The organism is Stenotrophomonas sp. STEN029, from assembly GCF_056760015.1.
Window position 1 is genome coordinate 23,364 of sequence record NZ_JBRREC010000037.1, and the last position, 18,217, is coordinate 41,580.

General features: G+C 64.3%; 14 protein-coding genes and 1 pseudogene. 12 read left to right on the plus strand and 3 right to left on the minus strand.

The genetic code is table 11. The features are described 5' to 3' along the window. Positions 1-48 precede the first annotated feature (48 nt). Positions 49-1,881 carry a glutamine--fructose-6-phosphate transaminase (isomerizing) gene (gene glmS, locus ACVOLI_RS10070; protein WP_481534502.1) on the minus strand — a complete coding sequence of 611 codons (1,833 nt, stop codon included), beginning with the start codon at positions 1,879-1,881 and terminating at the stop codon, positions 49-51. A 215-nt stretch (positions 1,882-2,096) separates the two neighbouring features. Between glmS and ACVOLI_RS10075 the strand changes: the two genes are divergently transcribed. The 11 genes from ACVOLI_RS10075 (at position 2,097) to ACVOLI_RS10125 (ending at position 15,534) form a co-directional block, all read left to right on the plus strand. Beyond that, complete coding sequence (locus tag ACVOLI_RS10075) at positions 2,097-3,365, plus strand: efflux RND transporter periplasmic adaptor subunit (RefSeq protein WP_481534503.1); 1,269 nt, start codon at positions 2,097-2,099, stop codon at positions 3,363-3,365. Positions 3,366-3,564: 199 nt separating this feature from the next. Next, positions 3,565-4,290, plus strand: coding sequence for an ABC transporter ATP-binding protein (locus ACVOLI_RS10080; RefSeq protein ID WP_313173319.1), 726 nt, complete (start codon positions 3,565-3,567; stop codon positions 4,288-4,290). Between the two features lie 14 nt (positions 4,291-4,304). After that, on the plus strand, positions 4,305-5,630 hold the full coding sequence (locus tag ACVOLI_RS10085) for an ABC transporter permease (protein WP_481534510.1): 1,326 nt from the start codon (positions 4,305-4,307) through the stop codon (positions 5,628-5,630). A 3-nt stretch (positions 5,631-5,633) separates the two neighbouring features. Further along, a complete protein-coding gene (locus ACVOLI_RS10090; RefSeq protein WP_481534504.1) occupies positions 5,634-6,857 on the plus strand; it encodes an ABC transporter permease in 1,224 nt (407 codons plus the stop codon). Between the two features lie 17 nt (positions 6,858-6,874). Further along, positions 6,875-8,179, plus strand: coding sequence for an ABC transporter permease (locus tag ACVOLI_RS10095; RefSeq protein ID WP_296247629.1), 1,305 nt, complete (start codon positions 6,875-6,877; stop codon positions 8,177-8,179). A 122-nt stretch (positions 8,180-8,301) separates the two neighbouring features. Then, a complete protein-coding gene (locus ACVOLI_RS10100) occupies positions 8,302-9,525 on the plus strand; it encodes an ABC transporter permease (protein WP_296247626.1) in 1,224 nt (407 codons plus the stop codon). A 22-nt stretch (positions 9,526-9,547) separates the two neighbouring features. Beyond that, on the plus strand, positions 9,548-10,858 hold the full coding sequence (locus ACVOLI_RS10105) for an ABC transporter permease (RefSeq protein WP_481534505.1): 1,311 nt from the start codon (positions 9,548-9,550) through the stop codon (positions 10,856-10,858). 61 nt (positions 10,859-10,919) lie between these two features. Next, positions 10,920-12,137, plus strand: coding sequence for an ABC transporter permease (locus ACVOLI_RS10110; RefSeq protein ID WP_481534506.1), 1,218 nt, complete (start codon positions 10,920-10,922; stop codon positions 12,135-12,137). 30 nt (positions 12,138-12,167) lie between these two features. After that, positions 12,168-12,650 carry a nuclear transport factor 2 family protein gene (locus ACVOLI_RS10115; RefSeq protein WP_481534507.1) on the plus strand — a complete coding sequence of 161 codons (483 nt, stop codon included), beginning with the start codon at positions 12,168-12,170 and terminating at the stop codon, positions 12,648-12,650. Positions 12,651-12,833: 183 nt separating this feature from the next. Continuing rightward, on the plus strand, positions 12,834-14,171 hold the full coding sequence (locus ACVOLI_RS10120) for a sigma-54-dependent transcriptional regulator (RefSeq protein ID WP_296247612.1): 1,338 nt from the start codon (positions 12,834-12,836) through the stop codon (positions 14,169-14,171). A 10-nt stretch (positions 14,172-14,181) separates the two neighbouring features. Then, positions 14,182-15,534 (plus strand): sensor histidine kinase, encoded by a 1,353-nt coding sequence (locus tag ACVOLI_RS10125; protein WP_481534508.1) that lies wholly within the window; start codon positions 14,182-14,184, stop codon positions 15,532-15,534. Between the two features lie 278 nt (positions 15,535-15,812). Here the strand turns inward: ACVOLI_RS10125 and ACVOLI_RS10130 are convergent, their stop codons facing one another. Continuing rightward, positions 15,813-16,223: a GNAT family N-acetyltransferase gene (locus tag ACVOLI_RS10130; protein WP_481534511.1), complete on the minus strand. Its 411-nt coding sequence runs from the start codon at positions 16,221-16,223 to the stop codon at positions 15,813-15,815. 91 nt (positions 16,224-16,314) lie between these two features. Further along, on the minus strand, positions 16,315-17,682 hold the full coding sequence (gene glmU / locus ACVOLI_RS10135; RefSeq protein ID WP_481534509.1) for a bifunctional UDP-N-acetylglucosamine diphosphorylase/glucosamine-1-phosphate N-acetyltransferase GlmU: 1,368 nt from the start codon (positions 17,680-17,682) through the stop codon (positions 16,315-16,317). A gap of 83 nt (positions 17,683-17,765) precedes the next feature. Between glmU and ACVOLI_RS10140 the strand changes: the two are divergent. Beyond that, positions 17,766-18,145, plus strand: a pseudogene (locus ACVOLI_RS10140) (GtrA family protein). The last annotated feature ends 72 nt before the right edge of the window (positions 18,146-18,217 follow it).

An 18,217-nucleotide genomic window follows, 5' to 3' on the forward strand; every position in this document is an offset into this window, starting at 1 on the left:
CTGGCGGAGATTATCCGTAGTCCCGGTTACGCTCCCGTGACACCTGCGTTACTCCACGGTAACGCTCTTGGCCAGGTTGCGCGGCTTGTCCACGTCGGTGCCGCGTGCCAGGGCGGTGTGGTAGGCCAGCATCTGCACCGGGATGGTGTGGACGATGGCGCTGAGCACGCCGGCATGGCGCGGGGTACGGATCACATGCACGCCCTCGGAGGCATTGAAGTTGCTGTCCTGGTCGGTGAACACGAACAGCTCACCGCCACGTGCGCGCACTTCCTGCATGTTGGATTTCACCTTCTCCAGCAGGCTGTCGTTGGGAGCGATCACCACCACCGGCATTTCCGCGTCGACCAGCGCCAGCGGACCGTGCTTGAGCTCGCCGGCCGGGTAGGCCTCGGCGTGGATGTAGGAGATTTCCTTGAGCTTGAGCGCGCCTTCCAGCGCGATCGGGTAATGCAGGCCGCGCCCGAGGAACAACGCGTTCGACTTGCCGGCGAAACGCTCGGCCCAGGCGATGATCTGCGGCTCCAGGTTCAAGGCGTGTTGCACGCTGCCCGGCAGATGCCGCAGCTGCTCCAGATAGCCACTCTCCTGCTCGGCATCGACCTTGCCGTGCAGCTTGCCCAGCACCACGGTCAGCTGGAACAGCGCAGCCAGCTGGGTGGTGAAGGCCTTGGTCGAGGCCACGCCGATCTCGGCACCGGCACGGGTGTAGCAGACCAGTTCGCTGGCTCGCGGAATCGCGCTTTCCGGCACGTTGCAGATCGACAGCGTGTGCTTGTGACCCAGCGACTTGGCGTACTTCAGCGCTTCCATCGTGTCCAGCGTTTCGCCGGACTGGGAGATGGTGACGATCAGGTGCTTGGGATTGGCATAGGCGGCGCGGTAGCGGTATTCGCTGGCGATTTCCACGCTGCACGGCAGCCCGGCGATCGCTTCGATCCAATAACGTGCGGTCAGGCCAGCGTAGTAGCTGGTGCCGCAGGCCAGGATCTGCACGCCTTCGATATCCTTGAACACCGCTTCGGCGTTCTGGCCGAACAGGGTTGCAGGGAACCCGCCGGCATCAATTGCAGCCTCGACGGTGTCAGCCAGCGCACGCGGTTGCTCGTGGATTTCCTTCTGCATGAAGTGGCGGTACGGGCCCAGCTCCAGCGAAGCCAGCGACACATCCGACATGCGCTGTTCGCGTTGCGCCGGTGCATTGCTGGCATCGAATACACGCACGCCCTGGCGGGTCAGCTCGGCGGTGTCGCCTTCTTCCAGGAACATCACCCGGCGGGTGGCCTGCAGGATGGCCGATACGTCCGAGGCGACGAAATTCTCGCCATCGCCAAGGCCGATCAGCAGCGGGCAGCCCATCCGTGCCACCACCATGCGCTCGGGCTCGTTCTTACTGATCACCGCCAACGCGTAGGCACCGGTCAATTCCTTGACCGTGCGCTGCAGCGCGCTGAGCAGATCGTCTTGGTCAGCCTTGAGGTGATGGTGGATCAGGTGGGCAATGACCTCGGTATCGGTCTGCGACTCGAACACATAACCCAGCGCCAGCAGCTTCTCGCGCTGCTCTTCGTGATTCTCGATGATGCCGTTATGCACCAACGCCACGCCCTGGCTGATATGTGGATGGGCATTGGACTCGGTGACGCCACCGTGAGTGGCCCAGCGGGTATGGCCGATACCCATCACCGAATGGAACTGCTCGGCGATGGCCGCGCCTTCCATTTCAGCAACACGACCAGTGCGACGCACGCGCCGAATGTGCTCTGCATCGAGCACCGCTATTCCAGAAGAATCGTAGCCGCGGTATTCCAGCCGCTTGAGTCCTTCAATCAGTACCGGAACCACATCGCGATCAGCGATCGCTCCCACAATGCCGCACATAGCCTATCCATTGGTGATTACGAACGGACATTCTAAGCCAGCTGGATCAGACAACCAGCGGACATGCCGGGACATCGGCCTGCGGACACTGTCCGCACGAGCGTCCGCGGACACCCGGACACTCACATCCCTGAATGCTTTTCAAACAAATTCAATTACTTGGAGTTGGCACGCGATCTGCTTGATGGATAACAAACCCAGCAGCGAAGCCGACGATGATCCGCGACACCTCCGCCCAGGACCAGGTAAGTACCCAGCGCCCGCAACCCGTGTGGCGGCGTTACATGTGGCCTGCAGTGATCACCGCAGTGGTGGTGGCAGGCATCGGTTACGTCGTCAGCAACTGGCTGGGCGCCAGCCGCTCCTTCGACGGTGACCGCCTGCGCATTGCCGAGGTCAAGCGCGGCGACCTGGTCCGCGACATCGCTGCCGACGGCCGCGTCATCGCCGCCAACAGCCCCGTGCTGTATGCCATCTCCGCCGGCACCGTGACCCTGAAGGTGGTCGCTGGTGACGTGGTCAAGCAGGGCCAGGAGCTGGCGGTTATCGACAGCCCCGAACTGCGCAGCAAGCTGGCCCAGGAACAGGCAACCCTGGCCGGCCTGGAGGCCGAAGCCAGCCGCGCCGCGCTGGATGCCACCCTGGCCCGCGCCACCGGCGCCAAGCTGTCCGACCAGGCCGGCCTGGTGCGCACCGCTGCCGAGCGCGACCTGCAACGCTACCAGCGCGGCTTCGATGGCGGCGCGGTACCGCAGGTCGACCTGGCCAAGGCCCAGGACGAACTGAAGAAAGCCCAGATCGAGCTGCAGCACGCCCAGCAGGACGCCAGCCTGCAAAGCCAGGGTGCAAGCCTGGATGCCCGCAACAAGCGCTTGATGGCGGATCGTCAGGAAGCGGTGGTGGCTGAAGTGAAGCGTCAGGTCGACGCACTGACCCTGCGCGCTCCCTTCGATGGCCAGGTTGGCCAGGTGCAGGCCACCCAGCACACCCAGGTGGCCGCCAACGCCCCGATCCTGGGCGTGGTCGATCTGTCGCGCTTCGAGATCGAAATCAAGGTGCCGGAGAGCTTCGCCCGTGACCTGGCCATCGGCATGCCGGCGCAGCTGACCAGCGGCTCCGGCCAGCCATTCCCCGGCGAGATCGCCGCGGTGTCGCCGGAAGTGGTCAACGGCGAAGTCGTCGCCCGCCTGCGCTTCTCCGACAAGCAGCCGCCGGGCCTGCGCCAGAGCCAGCGCATGAGCGCACGCATCCTGCTGGACACCCGCAACAACGTGCTCAAGGTCGAGCGCGGCCCGTTCGTCGAGCAGTCCGGTGGTCGCTACGCCTATGTCGTCAGCGGCGGCACCGCGGTGCGTCGTCCGATCCAGACCGGCGTCAGCAGCCTGGGCGAAGTCGAGATCGTCTCCGGCCTGCAGCCGGGCGAAAAGATCGTTGTCTCCGGCGCGGATCTGTTCGGTGACATCGAACGCGTGTCGATCAATTGATAGGGGCCGGGAATGGGGATTCGGGAATCGTGATGGGAAACAGCTGCAGGCGTCCGGGTTGTCGTGAGCCCTGTCGTCCACGCTGCCACCCTCGAATTCCCGCCCCCATCTCCGGACCTGGCTACACCCATTCAAACGCAATCCCTGCACCCCGCTCCCGCTCCACCTTCCACATTCCCCGTCGCTGAAAGGAATACCCATGCTCCATATGCAATCCGTCTCCAAGGTCTTTCGTACCGAGCAGGTCGAAACCCATGCGCTGCGCTCGCTGGACCTGCATGTGCGCGAAGGCGAATTCGTCGCGGTCACCGGCCCCTCGGGCTCGGGCAAGACCACCTTCCTCAACATCGCCGGCCTGCTGGAAACCTTCACCAGCGGCCAGTACCTGCTTGATGGCCAGGACGTCAGCCACCTCGGCGACGACGCCCGCTCGCGCCTGCGCAACCAGAAGATCGGCTTCATCTTCCAGGGCTTCAACCTGATCCCCGACCTCAACCTGTTCGACAACGTCGATGTGCCGCTGCGCTACCGCGGCATGCCCTCGGCCGAGCGCAAGCAGCGCATCGAGAAGGCATTGACCGACGTCGGCCTGGGCTCGCGCATGAAGCACTATCCGGCTGAACTGTCCGGCGGCCAGCAGCAGCGCGCGGCAATCGCCCGCGCCCTGGCTGGCAGCCCGCGCCTGCTGCTGGCAGACGAACCGACCGGCAACCTGGATACGCAGATGGCACGTGGCGTCATGGAGCTGCTGGAAGAGATCAACAGCCAGGGCACCACCATCGTCATGGTCACCCATGATCCGGAACTGGCTGCACGCGCCCAGCGCAACGTGCACATCGTCGATGGCCAGGCCACCGACCTGATCCGCGAGCCGGTGCTGGCACACGCCGCCCGCATCGCCGCCGTTGCCGACAACCAGGGCTGATCCCGCGCATGTCGCTGTTCGCCTACCACCTCCGCCAAGGCCTGCGCAGCCTGCGCCGCACCCCCGTGCTGACCGCACTGATGGTGCTGTCGATTGCGATGGGCATTGGCGCGTCGATGACCACACTGACGGTGAAGCACCTGCTCTCGGGCGATCCTCTGCCCGGGCGCAGTGGGCAGATCTATTACCCGCAGGTGGATGCATCGACGCGCGGCGAGCGGGCGCGGCGCGAGCCATTGGACATGCTCGACTACACCTCGGCGACGGACCTGTGGCGTGACGGTCCAGCCGATCGCAAGGCTTTGGTGGTGGACAGCCCCGTCAAGTTATCCGCTCCCGGTAGCCAAGAGCCGGCGATGATGACCACGTTGCTGTCCACCACCGCCGATTTCTTCCCGATGTTCCAGGTGCCGATGGCCTACGGCGCCGGTTGGTCGGCCGAGGATGACCAGCGCCGCGCCCGCGTGGCGGTGATCTCCTCGGAGTTGAACCAGCGCCTGTTCGACGGCAAGGACAGCACCGGCAAGATGCTGCGCATCCGCGACAGCGAGGTACGCATCATCGGCGTGCTCGCGCCGTGGCGCCCATCGCCCCTGTTCTACACCGTGGCTGGCGGCCGCTTCGCGCAGGGCGACACCGCCGACTATTACCGGCAGGTTGAAGACGTGATGGTGCCGTTCTTCACCGGCCTGCAGATCAACGCCGGCAACTTCCGCCAGTTCACCTGCAACAAGTTGCCCGAGAAACCCGGCTATCTGGAAAACACCGATTGCGTGTGGCTGCAGCTATGGGTGCAGCTGGACAGTGCAGCAAAGGTTGCGGCCTACCAGCAACACCTGCAGGGCTATGTGCAGCAGCAACAGCAGCTGGGCCGGATCAGCCAGCCCGAGCTGACGCGCCTGCGCAGCCTGATGGAGTGGATGGACTACAACGGCGTGGTGCCGCGTGACGTCAAGCTGCAGGCGTGGATGGCACTGGCCTTCCTGGTGATCTGCCTGTTCAACACCATCGGCCTGCTGCTGGCCAAGTTCCTGCGTCGCACCGGCGAGATCGGTGTGCTGCGCGCCCTCGGTGCAACCCGTGCGATGGTGTTCCAGCAGTGCCTGATCGAGGCGGCGCTGATTGGCGTTGGCGGTGCGGTACTGGGACTGCTGTTCACCCTGGTCGGCTTGTGGAGCATCCGCCAGCAACCACTGGCCTATGCCGACATGGTGCAGCTGGACATGAGCATGCTTGGCCTCACGTTCGCCACCGCGGTGGTCACCACCGTCCTCGCTGGACTGCTGCCGGCGCTGCGCGCCGCCCGCATCGATCCGGCCCTGCAGATCAAGGCGCTGTAAGCGATGACCCTGGACATCAAACCCATCATCAGCACGTTGTCGCGGCACCGCATCGCCGCCAGCCTGATCGTGCTGGAAATCGCACTGGCCTGCGCCGTGCTGTGCAATGCCCTGTTCCTTGCCGCATCGCGGATGGAGCTGATCGGCATGAACAGCGGCGTCGACGAGGCCTCCATCGCGACACTCAGCCTGCTCGACTGTGACGCCTGCAAAGAGGTGGACGTGAACAGCCGCTGGTTGCAGCAGCTTCGTGGCCAGGCCGGCGTGCAGGCGGTAGGCGTCCTCAATGCCGTGCCGTTCGGCCAGCGCGCCGGCACCGCCGGCGTCTCGCTGGATCCGGAAGGCAAGCACCATGGTGGCGTGCCGCATTTCTACACGATGGACGCAGGTGCCATCGATGCCTTGCAGTTGAAGCCGGTGCAGGGCCGCATGTTCAGCGACGCCGACTACCAGCCGGTGGAGAACTTCCTGCCGACGCACGCCCAGGTCTGGATCACCCAGGCGTTTGCCAAACATCTGTGGCCGGGCCAGGACCCGCTGGGCAAGCAGCTGTGGATGGGCGACTACCAGCTCACCGTGGCCGGCGTGCTGGCGCACTTCTCGCGCCCGGACCCGGGCCGCAGCGAGAATGGACTGGCCGGCATGGAGTGGTCGGTGATCGTACCGGTGACCACCGATGCGCAGGCCGGCACCTATGTGATCCGCGCCAACCCGCGTGACCTGCAACGCATCGTCAGCGACGCCGTCGCCGCCGCGCCCAAGGTCACGCCGGAGGCAATCATCTCCGCCGACTACAGCAAGACACTGCAGCAGCTGCGCGAGGTCTACTTCCAGCAGGACCGCAGCATGACCCGCCTGTTGCTGGGCATCTGCCTGGTGATGCTGCTGGTCACCGCGCTGGGCATCATCGGCCTGGCCAGCTTCTGGGTGCAGCAACGCACCAAGCAGATCGGCGTGCGCCGCGCATTGGGTGCGACCCGCCGCCAGATCATCAGCTACTTCCAGACCGAGAACCTGCTGCTGACCAGCGCCGGCATCGTGCTCGGCATGCTGCTGGCCTACACCGGCAACCAGTTGTTGATGCATTACTTCGAAATCCCCCGGCTGCCGCTGTATTACCTGCCGCTGGGTGCCGTACTGCTGTGCTTGCTGGGCCAGGCCGCCGTCATCGGCCCTGCCCTGCGCGCCGCTTCCATCCCGCCCATCGTCGCCACCCGCAGCGCCTGAGCTGCCAAGGATCGTCCATGTTCAGTTATTACTTCAAACTTGCGCTGCGCAGCTTCGGCCGCAACAAGATCCTGACCGCACTGATGGTGTTGGCCATCGCGCTCGGCATCGGTGCGGCGATGACCACCTTGACGGTGTTCAAGGTGCTCTCCGGCGACCCGATCCCGCACAAGAGCGATCGCCTGTTCTATGTGCAGCTGGATCCCTACACCAAGGAAGGCTACAAGCCCGGCGAAGAGCCCGAGATGCAGATGACGCGCTTCGACTCCGAAGAACTGCTGCGGCAGAAGAAGGCGCCGCGCCAGGCAATGATGACCGGCGGCGGCGGCATCGTCGATCCGCGCATCGACGCACTCAAGCCCTTCAGCATCAGCATGCGTTACACCTCGGCCGACTTCTTCCCGATGTTCGATACGCCGTTCGCGTTCGGCCAGGGCTGGAGCAGCGACGAGGACCAGGGCCGCAGCCGCGTCGCGGTGATCAGCGACACCCTCAATGACAAGTTGTTCAAGGGCGAAAACAGCGTCGGCAAGGAAGTACTGGTCGAAGGCAATGCCATGCGCATCGTAGGCGTGCTCAAGGAGTGGAAGCCTGCTCCCAAGTTCTACGACCTGTACTCGGGCAAGTTCGACTCCGAGGAGGATGTCTACCTGCCCTTCAGCACCGCACTGGAACTCAAGCTGGGCCGCAATGGCAGCATGAACTGCTTCGGCCGCGAGCTGGTCAATGACGCCACCGCACTGAACGTGCCGTGCTCGTGGATCCAGTACTGGGTCGAGCTGAACTCGCCCGGCGATGCCAAGGACTTCAAGGCCTACCTGGACAACTACTCCGAGCAGCAGCGCGCTGCCGGCCGCTTCGAGCGCCCGGCCAACACCCGCCTGCGTGATGTCATGGACCTGATGGAATACCGCAATGCGGTGCCGGGCGACGTGCGCCTGCAGATGTGGCTGGCCTTCGGCTTCCTGCTGGTCTGCCTGGTCAATACCGTTGGCCTGCTGCTGGCCAAGTTCCTGCGTCGCAGCGGTGAGATCGGCGTGCGCCGTGCACTGGGCGCCAGCCGCGCCGAAATCTTCAAGCAGTGCCTGATCGAGGCCGGCACGATTGGCCTGGCCGGCGGCCTGCTCGGACTGGTATTCGCCTTGTTTGGCCTGTGGGCGGTACGCCAGCGGCCGGCCGAGTACGCCTCGCTCGCCCACCTGGATGGCTCGATGCTGCTGGTCACCTTCGCCCTGGCGGTGCTGGCCAGCATGCTCGCCGGCATCCTGCCTGCCTGGCGCGCCATGCAGGTAACCCCGGCATTGCAGCTCAAGAGCCAGTAACGCCATTACCCCCTCCCTTGCGCAACGCGCAGGGGAGCGCCGGGGAGGGGTGCTTTGGCAGTTGCCCTCGCCTCTCCCAACCAAACCCCATTCCCAGCTCCACGCTTCCCCGGAGAAACCTCATGGAAATCCGCCCCATCCTCTCCACGCTGTCGCGGCACAAGACAGCCGCCGCACTGATCGTGCTGGAGATCGCGCTGAGCTGCGCCATCATCTGCAACGCATTGTTCATCGTGTCGCAGCGCATCGACGCCATGCAGCTGGCAAGTGGCATCGATGACAACCACCTGATCGAAATCGGCCTGAGCGGCATTGGTGAGCAGGTTGATGCCGACGCCCGCACTGCCGAGGACATCGCCTCGCTGCGCGGCATCCCCGGCGTCGAGAGCGTGGCCATCGTCAACCAGCTGCCGTTCCAGGGCGGCTCCTGGAACACCTCGCTGGCAGCCACCGCGGAGCCCGAAGCGCAGTCGATCAATGGCGCCCAGTACATGGTCGGCGAGAACGCGCTCAAGACCCTGGGAGTCAAGCTGGTCGCCGGCCGCGATTTCAATGCCGATGAATACCAGAGCAGCGATGTACTGGAGAAGGTGGAAGACCTGGGCAAGCTGAAAGCACCGGCCATCCTCACCGAAGCCATGGCCAAGCAGTTCTTCCCGGACGGCAATGCGGTGGGCAAGACCCTGTACATGGCGAACATCCCGGTGACCGTGGTGGGCGTGGCGCAGACCCTGCTGCGGCCGAACATGCAGAACAACAACCGCACGTATTCGATCATCTTCCCGATCCGCATGAACTTCTCCAATGGCGGCCGCTACATCCTGCGCGTCACCGAGCAGGGACGCCGTGATGAGGTGTTGAAGCAGGCATTGGCGACGCTGGACAAGAACGATCCCAACCGCCTGGTCTGGACCAAGCAGACCGTTGAGGAGAAGCGTGCCAAGAACTTCGCCAATGACCGCGACATGATTGGCCTGCTGCTGATCGTCAGTGGCCTGCTGTTGCTGGTGACCGCGCTGGGCATCATCGGCCTGGCCAGCTTCTGGGTGCAGCAGCGCACCAAGCAGATCGGTATCCGTCGTGCGCTGGGTGCCACCCGCGCGCAGATCCTGCGCTACTTCCAGACCGAGAACTTCCTGCTGGCCGGTATCGGCATCGTGGTCGGCATGTTGCTGGCCTACCTGCTCAACCAGTGGCTGATGGGTCGCTACGAGCTGCCGCGCCTGCCGCTGCTGTACCTGCCGGTGGGCGCGGTACTGCTGTGGCTGTTGGGCCAGATCGCAGTGTTCGGCCCGGCCCGCAAGGCAGCATCGATTCCACCGGCAGTAGCCACACGCAGCACCTGATACGTCAGTTCAAGGACGGAACATGTTCGGTTATTACCTGCAATTGGCGTGGCGCGGCTTCGGCCGCAACAAGGTGCTGACCACCTTGATGGTGCTGACCATCGCGGTCGGCATCGGCGCGACCATGACCACCCTTGGCCTGTACTTCGTCTTGTCAGGGGATCCGATTCCACGCAAGAGCCAGCAGCTGTTCTACCCGCAGCTGGAACCGCGCAGCCTGGGCAAGGACGCCACGCTGGAATCGGACCCGCTGGAGCAGATGACCCGCTATGACGCCGAGGAGTTGTTGCGGCAGAAGCGCGCTGACCGCCAGGCGGTGATGACGGCCGGCTCGGTGACGGTGATGCCCGCAGGCAACACCGCACAGCCGTTCCGGGCGATGGCGCGCTACACCTCGGCGGATTTTTTCCAGATGTTCGAGGTGCCACTGGCAGCAGGCAACGCATGGAGTGCGGCCGAGGATGACAGCCGTGCGCTGGTGGCGGTCATTGACCGCAAGCTGGCGCAGCGGCTGTACGGCAGCGAGGACGTGATCGGCAAGGAGCTGCGCCTGCCACAGGGCGTGTTCCGCGTGGTTGGGTTGCTTGGCAACTGGAAGCCCACGCCGCGCTTCTGCGACCTGACCAGCCAGCGTTATGGCGGCAACGAACAGGTGCTGCTGCCGTTCTCCACCTCGCGCACCCTGAGGCTCGATACCCAGGGCAACATGAACTGCTGGGGCAGCAGCGATGACGGCGAAGGCAACCGCGGCCTCACCGCGCCCTGTGCCTGGCTGCAGTACTGGGTGGAACTGGACACACCGGAGAAGGCACGCGATTACCTGAAGTACCTGGCCGACTATTCCGATACCCAGCGTGCCAGCGGCCGCTTCGAACGCCCTACCAATGTGCGCCTGCATGATGTGATGGGATGGCTGGACTTCAACCGCATCGTGCCCAACGACGTGCGCCTGCAGATGTGGCTGGCCTTCGGCTTCCTGCTGGTCTGCCTGATCAACACGGTCAGCCTGCTGCTGGCCAAGTTCCTGCGCCGCAGCGGCGAGATCGGCGTACGCCGATCGCTGGGCGCTTCACGCGCGGACATCTTCAAACAATGCCTGACCGAAGCCGGTTTCATCGGCCTGGCCGGCGGCGTACTGGGGCTGGGTTTTGCGGCGATCGGTCTGTGGCTGATCCGCCAGCAACCGGACGAGTACGCAAAGCTGGCGCAGATGGATGTCACCACCCTGTGGATGACCTTCGTGCTGGCAGTTGGCGTGAGCCTGGTCGCCGGCCTCCTGCCGGCTTGGCGGGCCATGCAGATTCCTCCCGCACTACAGCTCAAGAGCCAATGACGCGGTGGCATTGAATCCACCCCGTCAACAACGGCAGCTTCCGCCGCCACGGAGAACCCCCTTGGACATCCGCCCCACCCTGTCGATGCTGGCCCGCCAGAAGATTGCCGCACTGCTGGTCGTGTTCGAGATCGCGATCAGCTGCGCCATCATCTGCAACGCGGTCTTCATCATCAGCAACCGCGTTGCACAGATACAGCTGAAAAGCGGCGTGGCCGAGGACGAGCTGGTCTACCTGGCCACCAGCAGCCTGCTGCCGGACGTCAACTACGATGCGCTGCGCAAGCAGGACCTGGCCGCGCTTGCCGCCGTCCCCGGCGTAAAGGCAGTCAGCAGCATCAACCAGATTCCGTATGGCAGCAACGTCTGGGGCTCGGGCATACGCCTGCAGCCGAACCAGACACGCCCGACGGTACATGCCACCAATTACATGGACGACGGCCAGTTGCTGCCGACCTTTGGCCTGCAACTGCGCGAGGGCCGCAGCTTCAAGCCCGACGAGTACCTGGAGAACAGCGCTTTTGCAGGTGGCGATGCCGACCCTGTCATACCCAGCGTGCTGTTGAGCCACTCGCTGGCCAGGTCCCTGTTCCCGGATGGCAACGCGGTGGGCAGCAACATCTATGTCTGGGGCAGCAAGCCGACCCAGGTCGTGGGCGTGATCGATGACCTGCTGGCACCCGGCGAAGCTGGCGAGTTCAGCAGCCGCTTCGACAGCATGGTGTTCCCGGTTCGGGTCTCCAACGGTGCCTATGCGCTGCGTACCAGCCCCGAGCAGCGCGAGGCCGTGCTGAAGGCCGCCATCGCCGCGTTGAACAAGGCCGACCCCAACCGCATCATCGAGGAACAGGGCACCGTGTCACGCATGCGTGACGCCTTCCAGCACCGTGATCGCTCGGTGATCTGGCTGTTGCTTGCGGTCTGCATCGCGCTGCTGGCGGTAACCGCCTTCGGCATCGTCGGCCTTGCCAGCTTCTGGGTGCAGCAACGCACGCGCCAGATCGGCATCCGCCGCGCCCTGGGTGCAACCCGCAAGCACATCCTGCGCAATTTCCAGCTCGAGAACCTGCTGCTGAGCAGTGCCGGCATCATCGTTGGGCTGATCCTGGCCTATGCGCTGAACATGTTCCTGATGAGCCGGTACGAACTGCCACGCCTGCCGCTGATGTATCTGCCGGTGGCAGCGGTGCTGTTGCTGCTGCTGGGGCAGATCGCCGTGCTTGGGCCCGCGCGTCGTGCAGCGTCCGTGCCACCGGCGGTCGCCACACGCGCCGCCTGATCCTCTTCCACTGTTTCCCGGAGTCGCCCGATGAAAACCACGCTGACCTACCTGCTGCTGATGCTGTGCTCGCTGCCGATGGTCCCCGCGCACGCCGCTGACGCCGACAATGCCAGCCTGCACGACACCATCGCCGCACTCGACCACGGCATGTTCGACAGCTTCAACCACTGCAGCGATCCAGCCCAGTTCGAGAAGCATGCGGGCTATTTCGATGCCGCGGTGGAGTTCTACCACGACAATGGCGGTGTCACCTGGAGCCGCGATGCCATGCTGGCGAACACCCGCAAGCATGCCTGCGGCAACTACACCCGGCAGTTGCTACCCGGCACGCTGGAGGTATTCCCGATCAAGGACTTCGGCGCCATCGAACAAGGCCAGCACCAATTCTGCGATCTGAAGGGCGAACACTGTGATGGCGTGGCCGACTTCGTCATCATCTGGCGCCTGCGTGATGGTCAGTGGCAGGCAACGCGGGTGCTGAGCTACGGGCACCGCGCCGCGACTCCATGATCCAGAGACTGGATGCAGGGCAGCACCGCCCCCAAAAGGGCGGCACTACAAGCGGCTCACCGTGTGGCGTGGCCGGGCTTCGATATGGCACTGTCACACGTCCCAGCCAACACATTCGGCAACGTGTAATGTGCTGACTTCAGCGCCAGCACCGCGTCCCCTTATCTTCTTCTGCGACAACCGATGCCACAGATCCTGATCATCGACGACAACACCGCCGTGGCCACCGCGCTGGACGTGCTGTTCTCCCTGCACGACATCGACACCCGTCACGCCACCTCGCCCGAGCAGGGCTTGGCGATGCTGGCCGAACATGAATTCGATCTGGTCCTGCAGGACATGAACTTCACCGCCGACACCACCTCCGGCGAGGAAGGCCAGGATCTTTTCCGGCGCATCCGCCAGGCGCATCCGGACCTGCCGGTGATCCTGCTGACCGCCTGGACGCACCTGGACAGCGCGGTGGAACTGGTCAAGGCCGGTGCCTCCGACTACCTGGCCAAGCCCTGGGATGACGGCCGCCTGCTGACCACGGTCAACAACCTGCTGGAACTGGCCGAGGCGCGCCGTGAGCTGGCCCGCCGCCGTGCCCGCGAGCAGCGCCAGCAACAGGCCCTGCATGACCGCTACGATCTGCGCGGGCTGGTATTCGCCGACCCGTCCAGCGAGCGCATCATCGCCCTCGCCTGCCAGGTCGCGCGCTCGGAACTGCCGGTGCTGATCACCGGCCCCAACGGCGCCGGCAAGGAAAAGATCGCCGAAATCATCCAGGCCAACTCGGCGCACAAGAAAGGTCCTTTCGTCGCGCTGAACTGCGGCGCCATTCCCTCCGAACTGATCGAAGCCGAACTGTTCGGTACCGAGGCCGGCGCTTACACCGGTGCCAACAAGGCCCGCGAAGGCAAGTTCGAGGCGGCCGATGGCGGCACCTTGTTCCTGGACGAAATCGGCAACCTGTCGCTGACCGGGCAGATGAAACTGCTGCGCGTACTGGAAACCGGGCGCTTCGAGCGGCTGGGCTCCAACCGCGAGCGGCAGGTGAAGGTGCGCGTGGTCAGCGCCACCAATGCCGACCTGCCGGCAATGATCCGTGCGGGCAGCTTCCGCGAAGATCTGTATTACCGGCTCAATACCGTCGAGCTCAGCCTGCCGCCGCTGGCCGAACGGCGCGAGGACATCCTGCCGCTGGCGCAGTACTTCCTTGCCGATGGCAAACCGCTGTCGGCACCGGCCTTGCAGGCGCTGCAACGCCACAACTGGCCCGGCAACGTGCGCGAGCTGCGCAATGTGATCCAGCGCGCCGCCCTGCTCGCGCAGGGCCCGCGTATCGAAGTCGCCGACCTGAACCTGCCACGCGCGCCCGCACGCCCCACCGCACCGGCAGACGAACCCGACCGCGAGCACATTGTCAGCGCCCTGGAACGCGCTGGTGGCGTCATCGCCCAGGCCGCCGCCGAGCTGGGTTTGAGCCGGCAGGCACTGTACCGCCGCATGGACCGCCACGGCATTCCGCGCGAATGAGCAGCCATCAGTGAAAACGCGCTCCTTCACCTTCACCCTGTTCCTGCGCCTGCTGCCGGTGCTGGCACTTGCTGCGGCCTTGCCATGGTTCCTGGCCTACTGGATGGACCGCGGCTGGGTGGTGGTATGCGTTTCCACCGTGTTCCTGCTGGCTGCGATGTGGTGGGCGTTGAGCCGCGCCACCTCGCCGATCCGTTCGCTGCTGCGGGCACTGGCCGGCACCACCAGCAGCTACCGCGACGGCGAGTTCAACTTCGGCGTGCATTGGCGCGGTCACGATGAGTTCGCACAGCTGGTGCAGGCGCATGCCGAACTGGGCGATGTACTGCGCGAACAACGGCAATCGCTGGTGCAGCGTGAGCTGCTGCTCGACACCATGGTGCAGAACACCCCGGTGGCGATGTTGCTGCTTACCGATGGTGGCGATGGCGTACAGCGTGTGACCTTCTCCAACACCGCTGCGCGCAAGCTGTTGCATGGTGGCTGGAAGCTTGAAGGTCAGCGCATGCACGAGTTGCTGGAGAACATGCCGATCGAACTGCGCAACGCCATCGCCCGCGGCGGCGACAGCCTGTTCGCCGTGCGTGACCCGGATGCGGCCGAAGACGATGATGACGACGAGCAGATCTACCACCTGTCGCGTCGTGCCTTCCATTTGAATGGCCGCCCGCATGAGTTGCTGCTGCTGCGCCTGCTCACCGCCGAGTTGCGCCGTCAGGAAGTACAGACCTGGAAGAAGGTGATCCGCGTGATCAGCCACGAGCTCAACAACTCCCTGGCACCGATTGCTTCGCTGGCGCATTCCGGCGCCGAACTGGTACGACGCGGCCGCCATGATCGCCTTGAAGATATCTTCGGCACGGTGGAAGAACGCGCCCGTCATCTGGAGGGTTTCATCCGCGGCTATGCTCGCTTCGCCAAGCTGCCGCAGCCGCAGCTGCAGACCGTTGCCTGGAGCCAGTTCCTGCACGGCCTGCAGCAGCAGATCAGCTTCCGCATGGCGCCGATGGTCGACGAGCAGTACAGCCGCCTGGATCAATCGCAGTTTTCGCAGGCCCTGCTGAACCTGCTGAAGAATGCGCACGAAGCCGGTGCTGACAATGGCGCACCCGATGATTCGGTGGAAGTGCGTATCGCGCGCCTGCCCAACTGGCTGCGCATCGAGGTATTGGATCGCGGCACCGGCATGAACGAAGCGGTACTGCAGAACGCATTGATGCCGTTCTATTCAACCAAGCGCAATGGCACCGGGCTTGGCCTGGCCTTGACCCGCGAGATCATCGAGGCACATGGCGGTCGCATCTCCCTGCAGAACCGCAAGGACGGCGGCCTGTGCGTGGCGATCCTGTTGCCACACGACTAAGCGGGCGTAGCCATGGTTGTGGGAGCGGCGTCAGCCGCGAAGCTGATACCGCATCAGCACCCGCACCACCGGTTATCTGAAACTGTCCTGGCTTCGCGGCTCACGCCGCTCCTGCAAATCGGTGGGGCCACGGGGAAAGCCTTGCCGAGCATGCCTCGGCACTACGCCCCCTCCCTTTTGCGCAGCAAAGGGGAGGGTTGGGGAGGGGTTGGCGTTACCGCCTTTGATGTTGCACCGGCTTCGCGGCTTACGCCGCTCCCACAAGAAGCGTTTTGCGGCTACGACAAGATTTGCTGCATCGCCAACCGCAACTCCATTGGAAAGCCAGCTGCTGCCTCGGCCGCCATTACTTCGCGCATATCTGCACTCCAGTCCTGCGACGGCCATTCGCGAAAACCCTCGCTGGCATAAAAGGGTGCATTCCAGGCCACATCGCTCAAGGTGGTAAGCACCATCCGGTGATATCCGGACGCCCTCGCCTGCTGCAATGCATGCCGCAGCAAGGCCCGGCCCAGGCCTTTGCGGCCATGCGTCGGTGCAACGTCCATCTGCTGGATATGGAAGTCAGCACCAAGCACACCTGCCATCAGATAGCCGGCCAGTTGCTGTTCACTGACGATGACCCACAACATTCCACGCTGCCAAGCCTGTTCGAACAACGCTGGCTCGGTTGGGCTCGCTGCAAACACCTTCGCAGCAGGATGCCCTCGCAGGCGTTCACCCGCCTGCGCTTCTATCCGCGGCAGCAGCGCGAGCTCATCGCGCTGCGCCAACCTGGGCTCAGGACTTTTTGACAGGGCGTGTCCAGCCTTCAAGCGTCTGCTGGCGTGTGCGTGCCAGCGTCAGTTTGCCTTCCGGTGCATTGCGGGTAATCACCGAGCCGGCACCAATCGTGGCACCGTCCTCGATCGTCACCGGCGCGACCAGCGAGCTGTTGGAGCCCACGAAGACCTTGTCGCCAATCGTGGTCTGGAACTTGTTCACGCCATCGTAGTTGCAGGTGATGGTGCCAGCGCCGATGTTGGTGCCGCTGCCAATAACCGCATCACCCAGATAGGTGAGGTGATTGGCCTTGCTGCCTTTGCCCAGCGTGACCTTCTTGGTCTCCACGAAGTTGCCCACGTGCACGCCATCGGCCAGCACCGTGCCCGGGCGCAGGCGTGCGAACGGTCCAATCTGGGCCGCGCCTTCACTGATCACGCCTTCCAGGTCACAGTGCGGGCGCACCTCCGTGCCAGCACCGAGCTTGACGTCCTTGAGCCGCACGAAGGCACCGATGCTGACGCCATCGCCCAGCTCGACCTCGCCTTCCAGAATGACGTTGGCATCGATCTGCACATCGCGCCCGACCTTGACCGTGCCACGCTGGTCAAAGCGCGACGGGTCCAGCAGACGCGCACCCTGCTCGCACAACGCCTTGGCTGCACGCAGCTGCCATGCCCGTTCCAGCTGCGAGAGCTGCCAGGGATCGTTCGCACCTTCGGCCTCCTGGGCATCGGCTACCAGCACCAGCTCGGCCGGCGCATATTCGTTGGCTGCCGAGGCGAACACGTCGGTCAGGTAGTACTCGCCCTGCGCGTTGCTGTTGGACAGGCTAGAGAGCCAGCGACGCAGCGCGGTGGACTCGGCAGTGATGATGCCGGTGTTTACCGTGCGGATACGCTTCTGTTCGTCGCTGGCATCCTTCTGCTCGACGATGGCTGCGACCTTGCCCTCGGCATCACGGACGATACGCCCGTAACCATTGGGGTCATCCAGCTCGGCCACCAGCACTGCCAAGCGCGGGCCGTTGTTCAACAGTGCGCTCAAGGTCTGCGCGCGCATCAGTGGCACATCGCCGTACAGCACCAGCACCTGCGCGGTATCGGGCACATTGGGCATGGCCTGTTGCACCGCATGGCCGGTGCCCAGTTGCTGACGCTGTTCGGCCCACAGCAGGTCCTGCTGATCGGCGAAGGCCGCACGCACGGCTTCGCCACCATGGCCGTAGACCACGTGAATACCGGCTGGCTGCAGTTCGCGGGCAGCAGCAATCACGTGGGCCAACATCGGCTGCCCGGCGATGGGTTGTAGCACCTTGGGCAACAGCGATTTCATGCGTTTGCCGGCGCCGGCGGCGAGGATGATGACGTGCAGCGGCTGGGACATGCGTGGAACTTCCTTCGAGAGTCTCTGGATTCTAAGCGCAAGGGGCGAGCATTGCAGGCTATTCGCCAGAGCCCACCACAGCCATGAGCCTATTCCGCCAAGGCACCCAGTTCATCATCGGCCTGGCGCAGTTGGCGTTGGACTGGGGGTATTTGTTGCCGTGACGGCGCTTGGCATACCCGTCGCGCCCAGCAACCTGGTGGGGCGGATCAGTGGCGCGTTGTTTGGCTTCTGGCTCAACGGCCGTTACACGTTTGCAATCCAAGGCGAACAGCGTCATGGCTGGAAACGCTTTGCGCGCTTCTGGGTGTTTTGGCTGCTGATGACCGTGATCAGTACCGGACTGATCGACTGGGTCGCGCAATCGCTTGGCCTGCAGTATGCGTGGCTGGCCAAGCCGGTGGTCGAGCTGGGGCTGGCGGTGGTGACCTTCTTCGCGCTACGCCATGTGGTCTATCGCTGAACAGGCTGCTGTAGTGCCGAGCCATGCTCGGCAGGGGCTTTAGTGGTAATGCCCTTGCGAGCATGGCTCGGC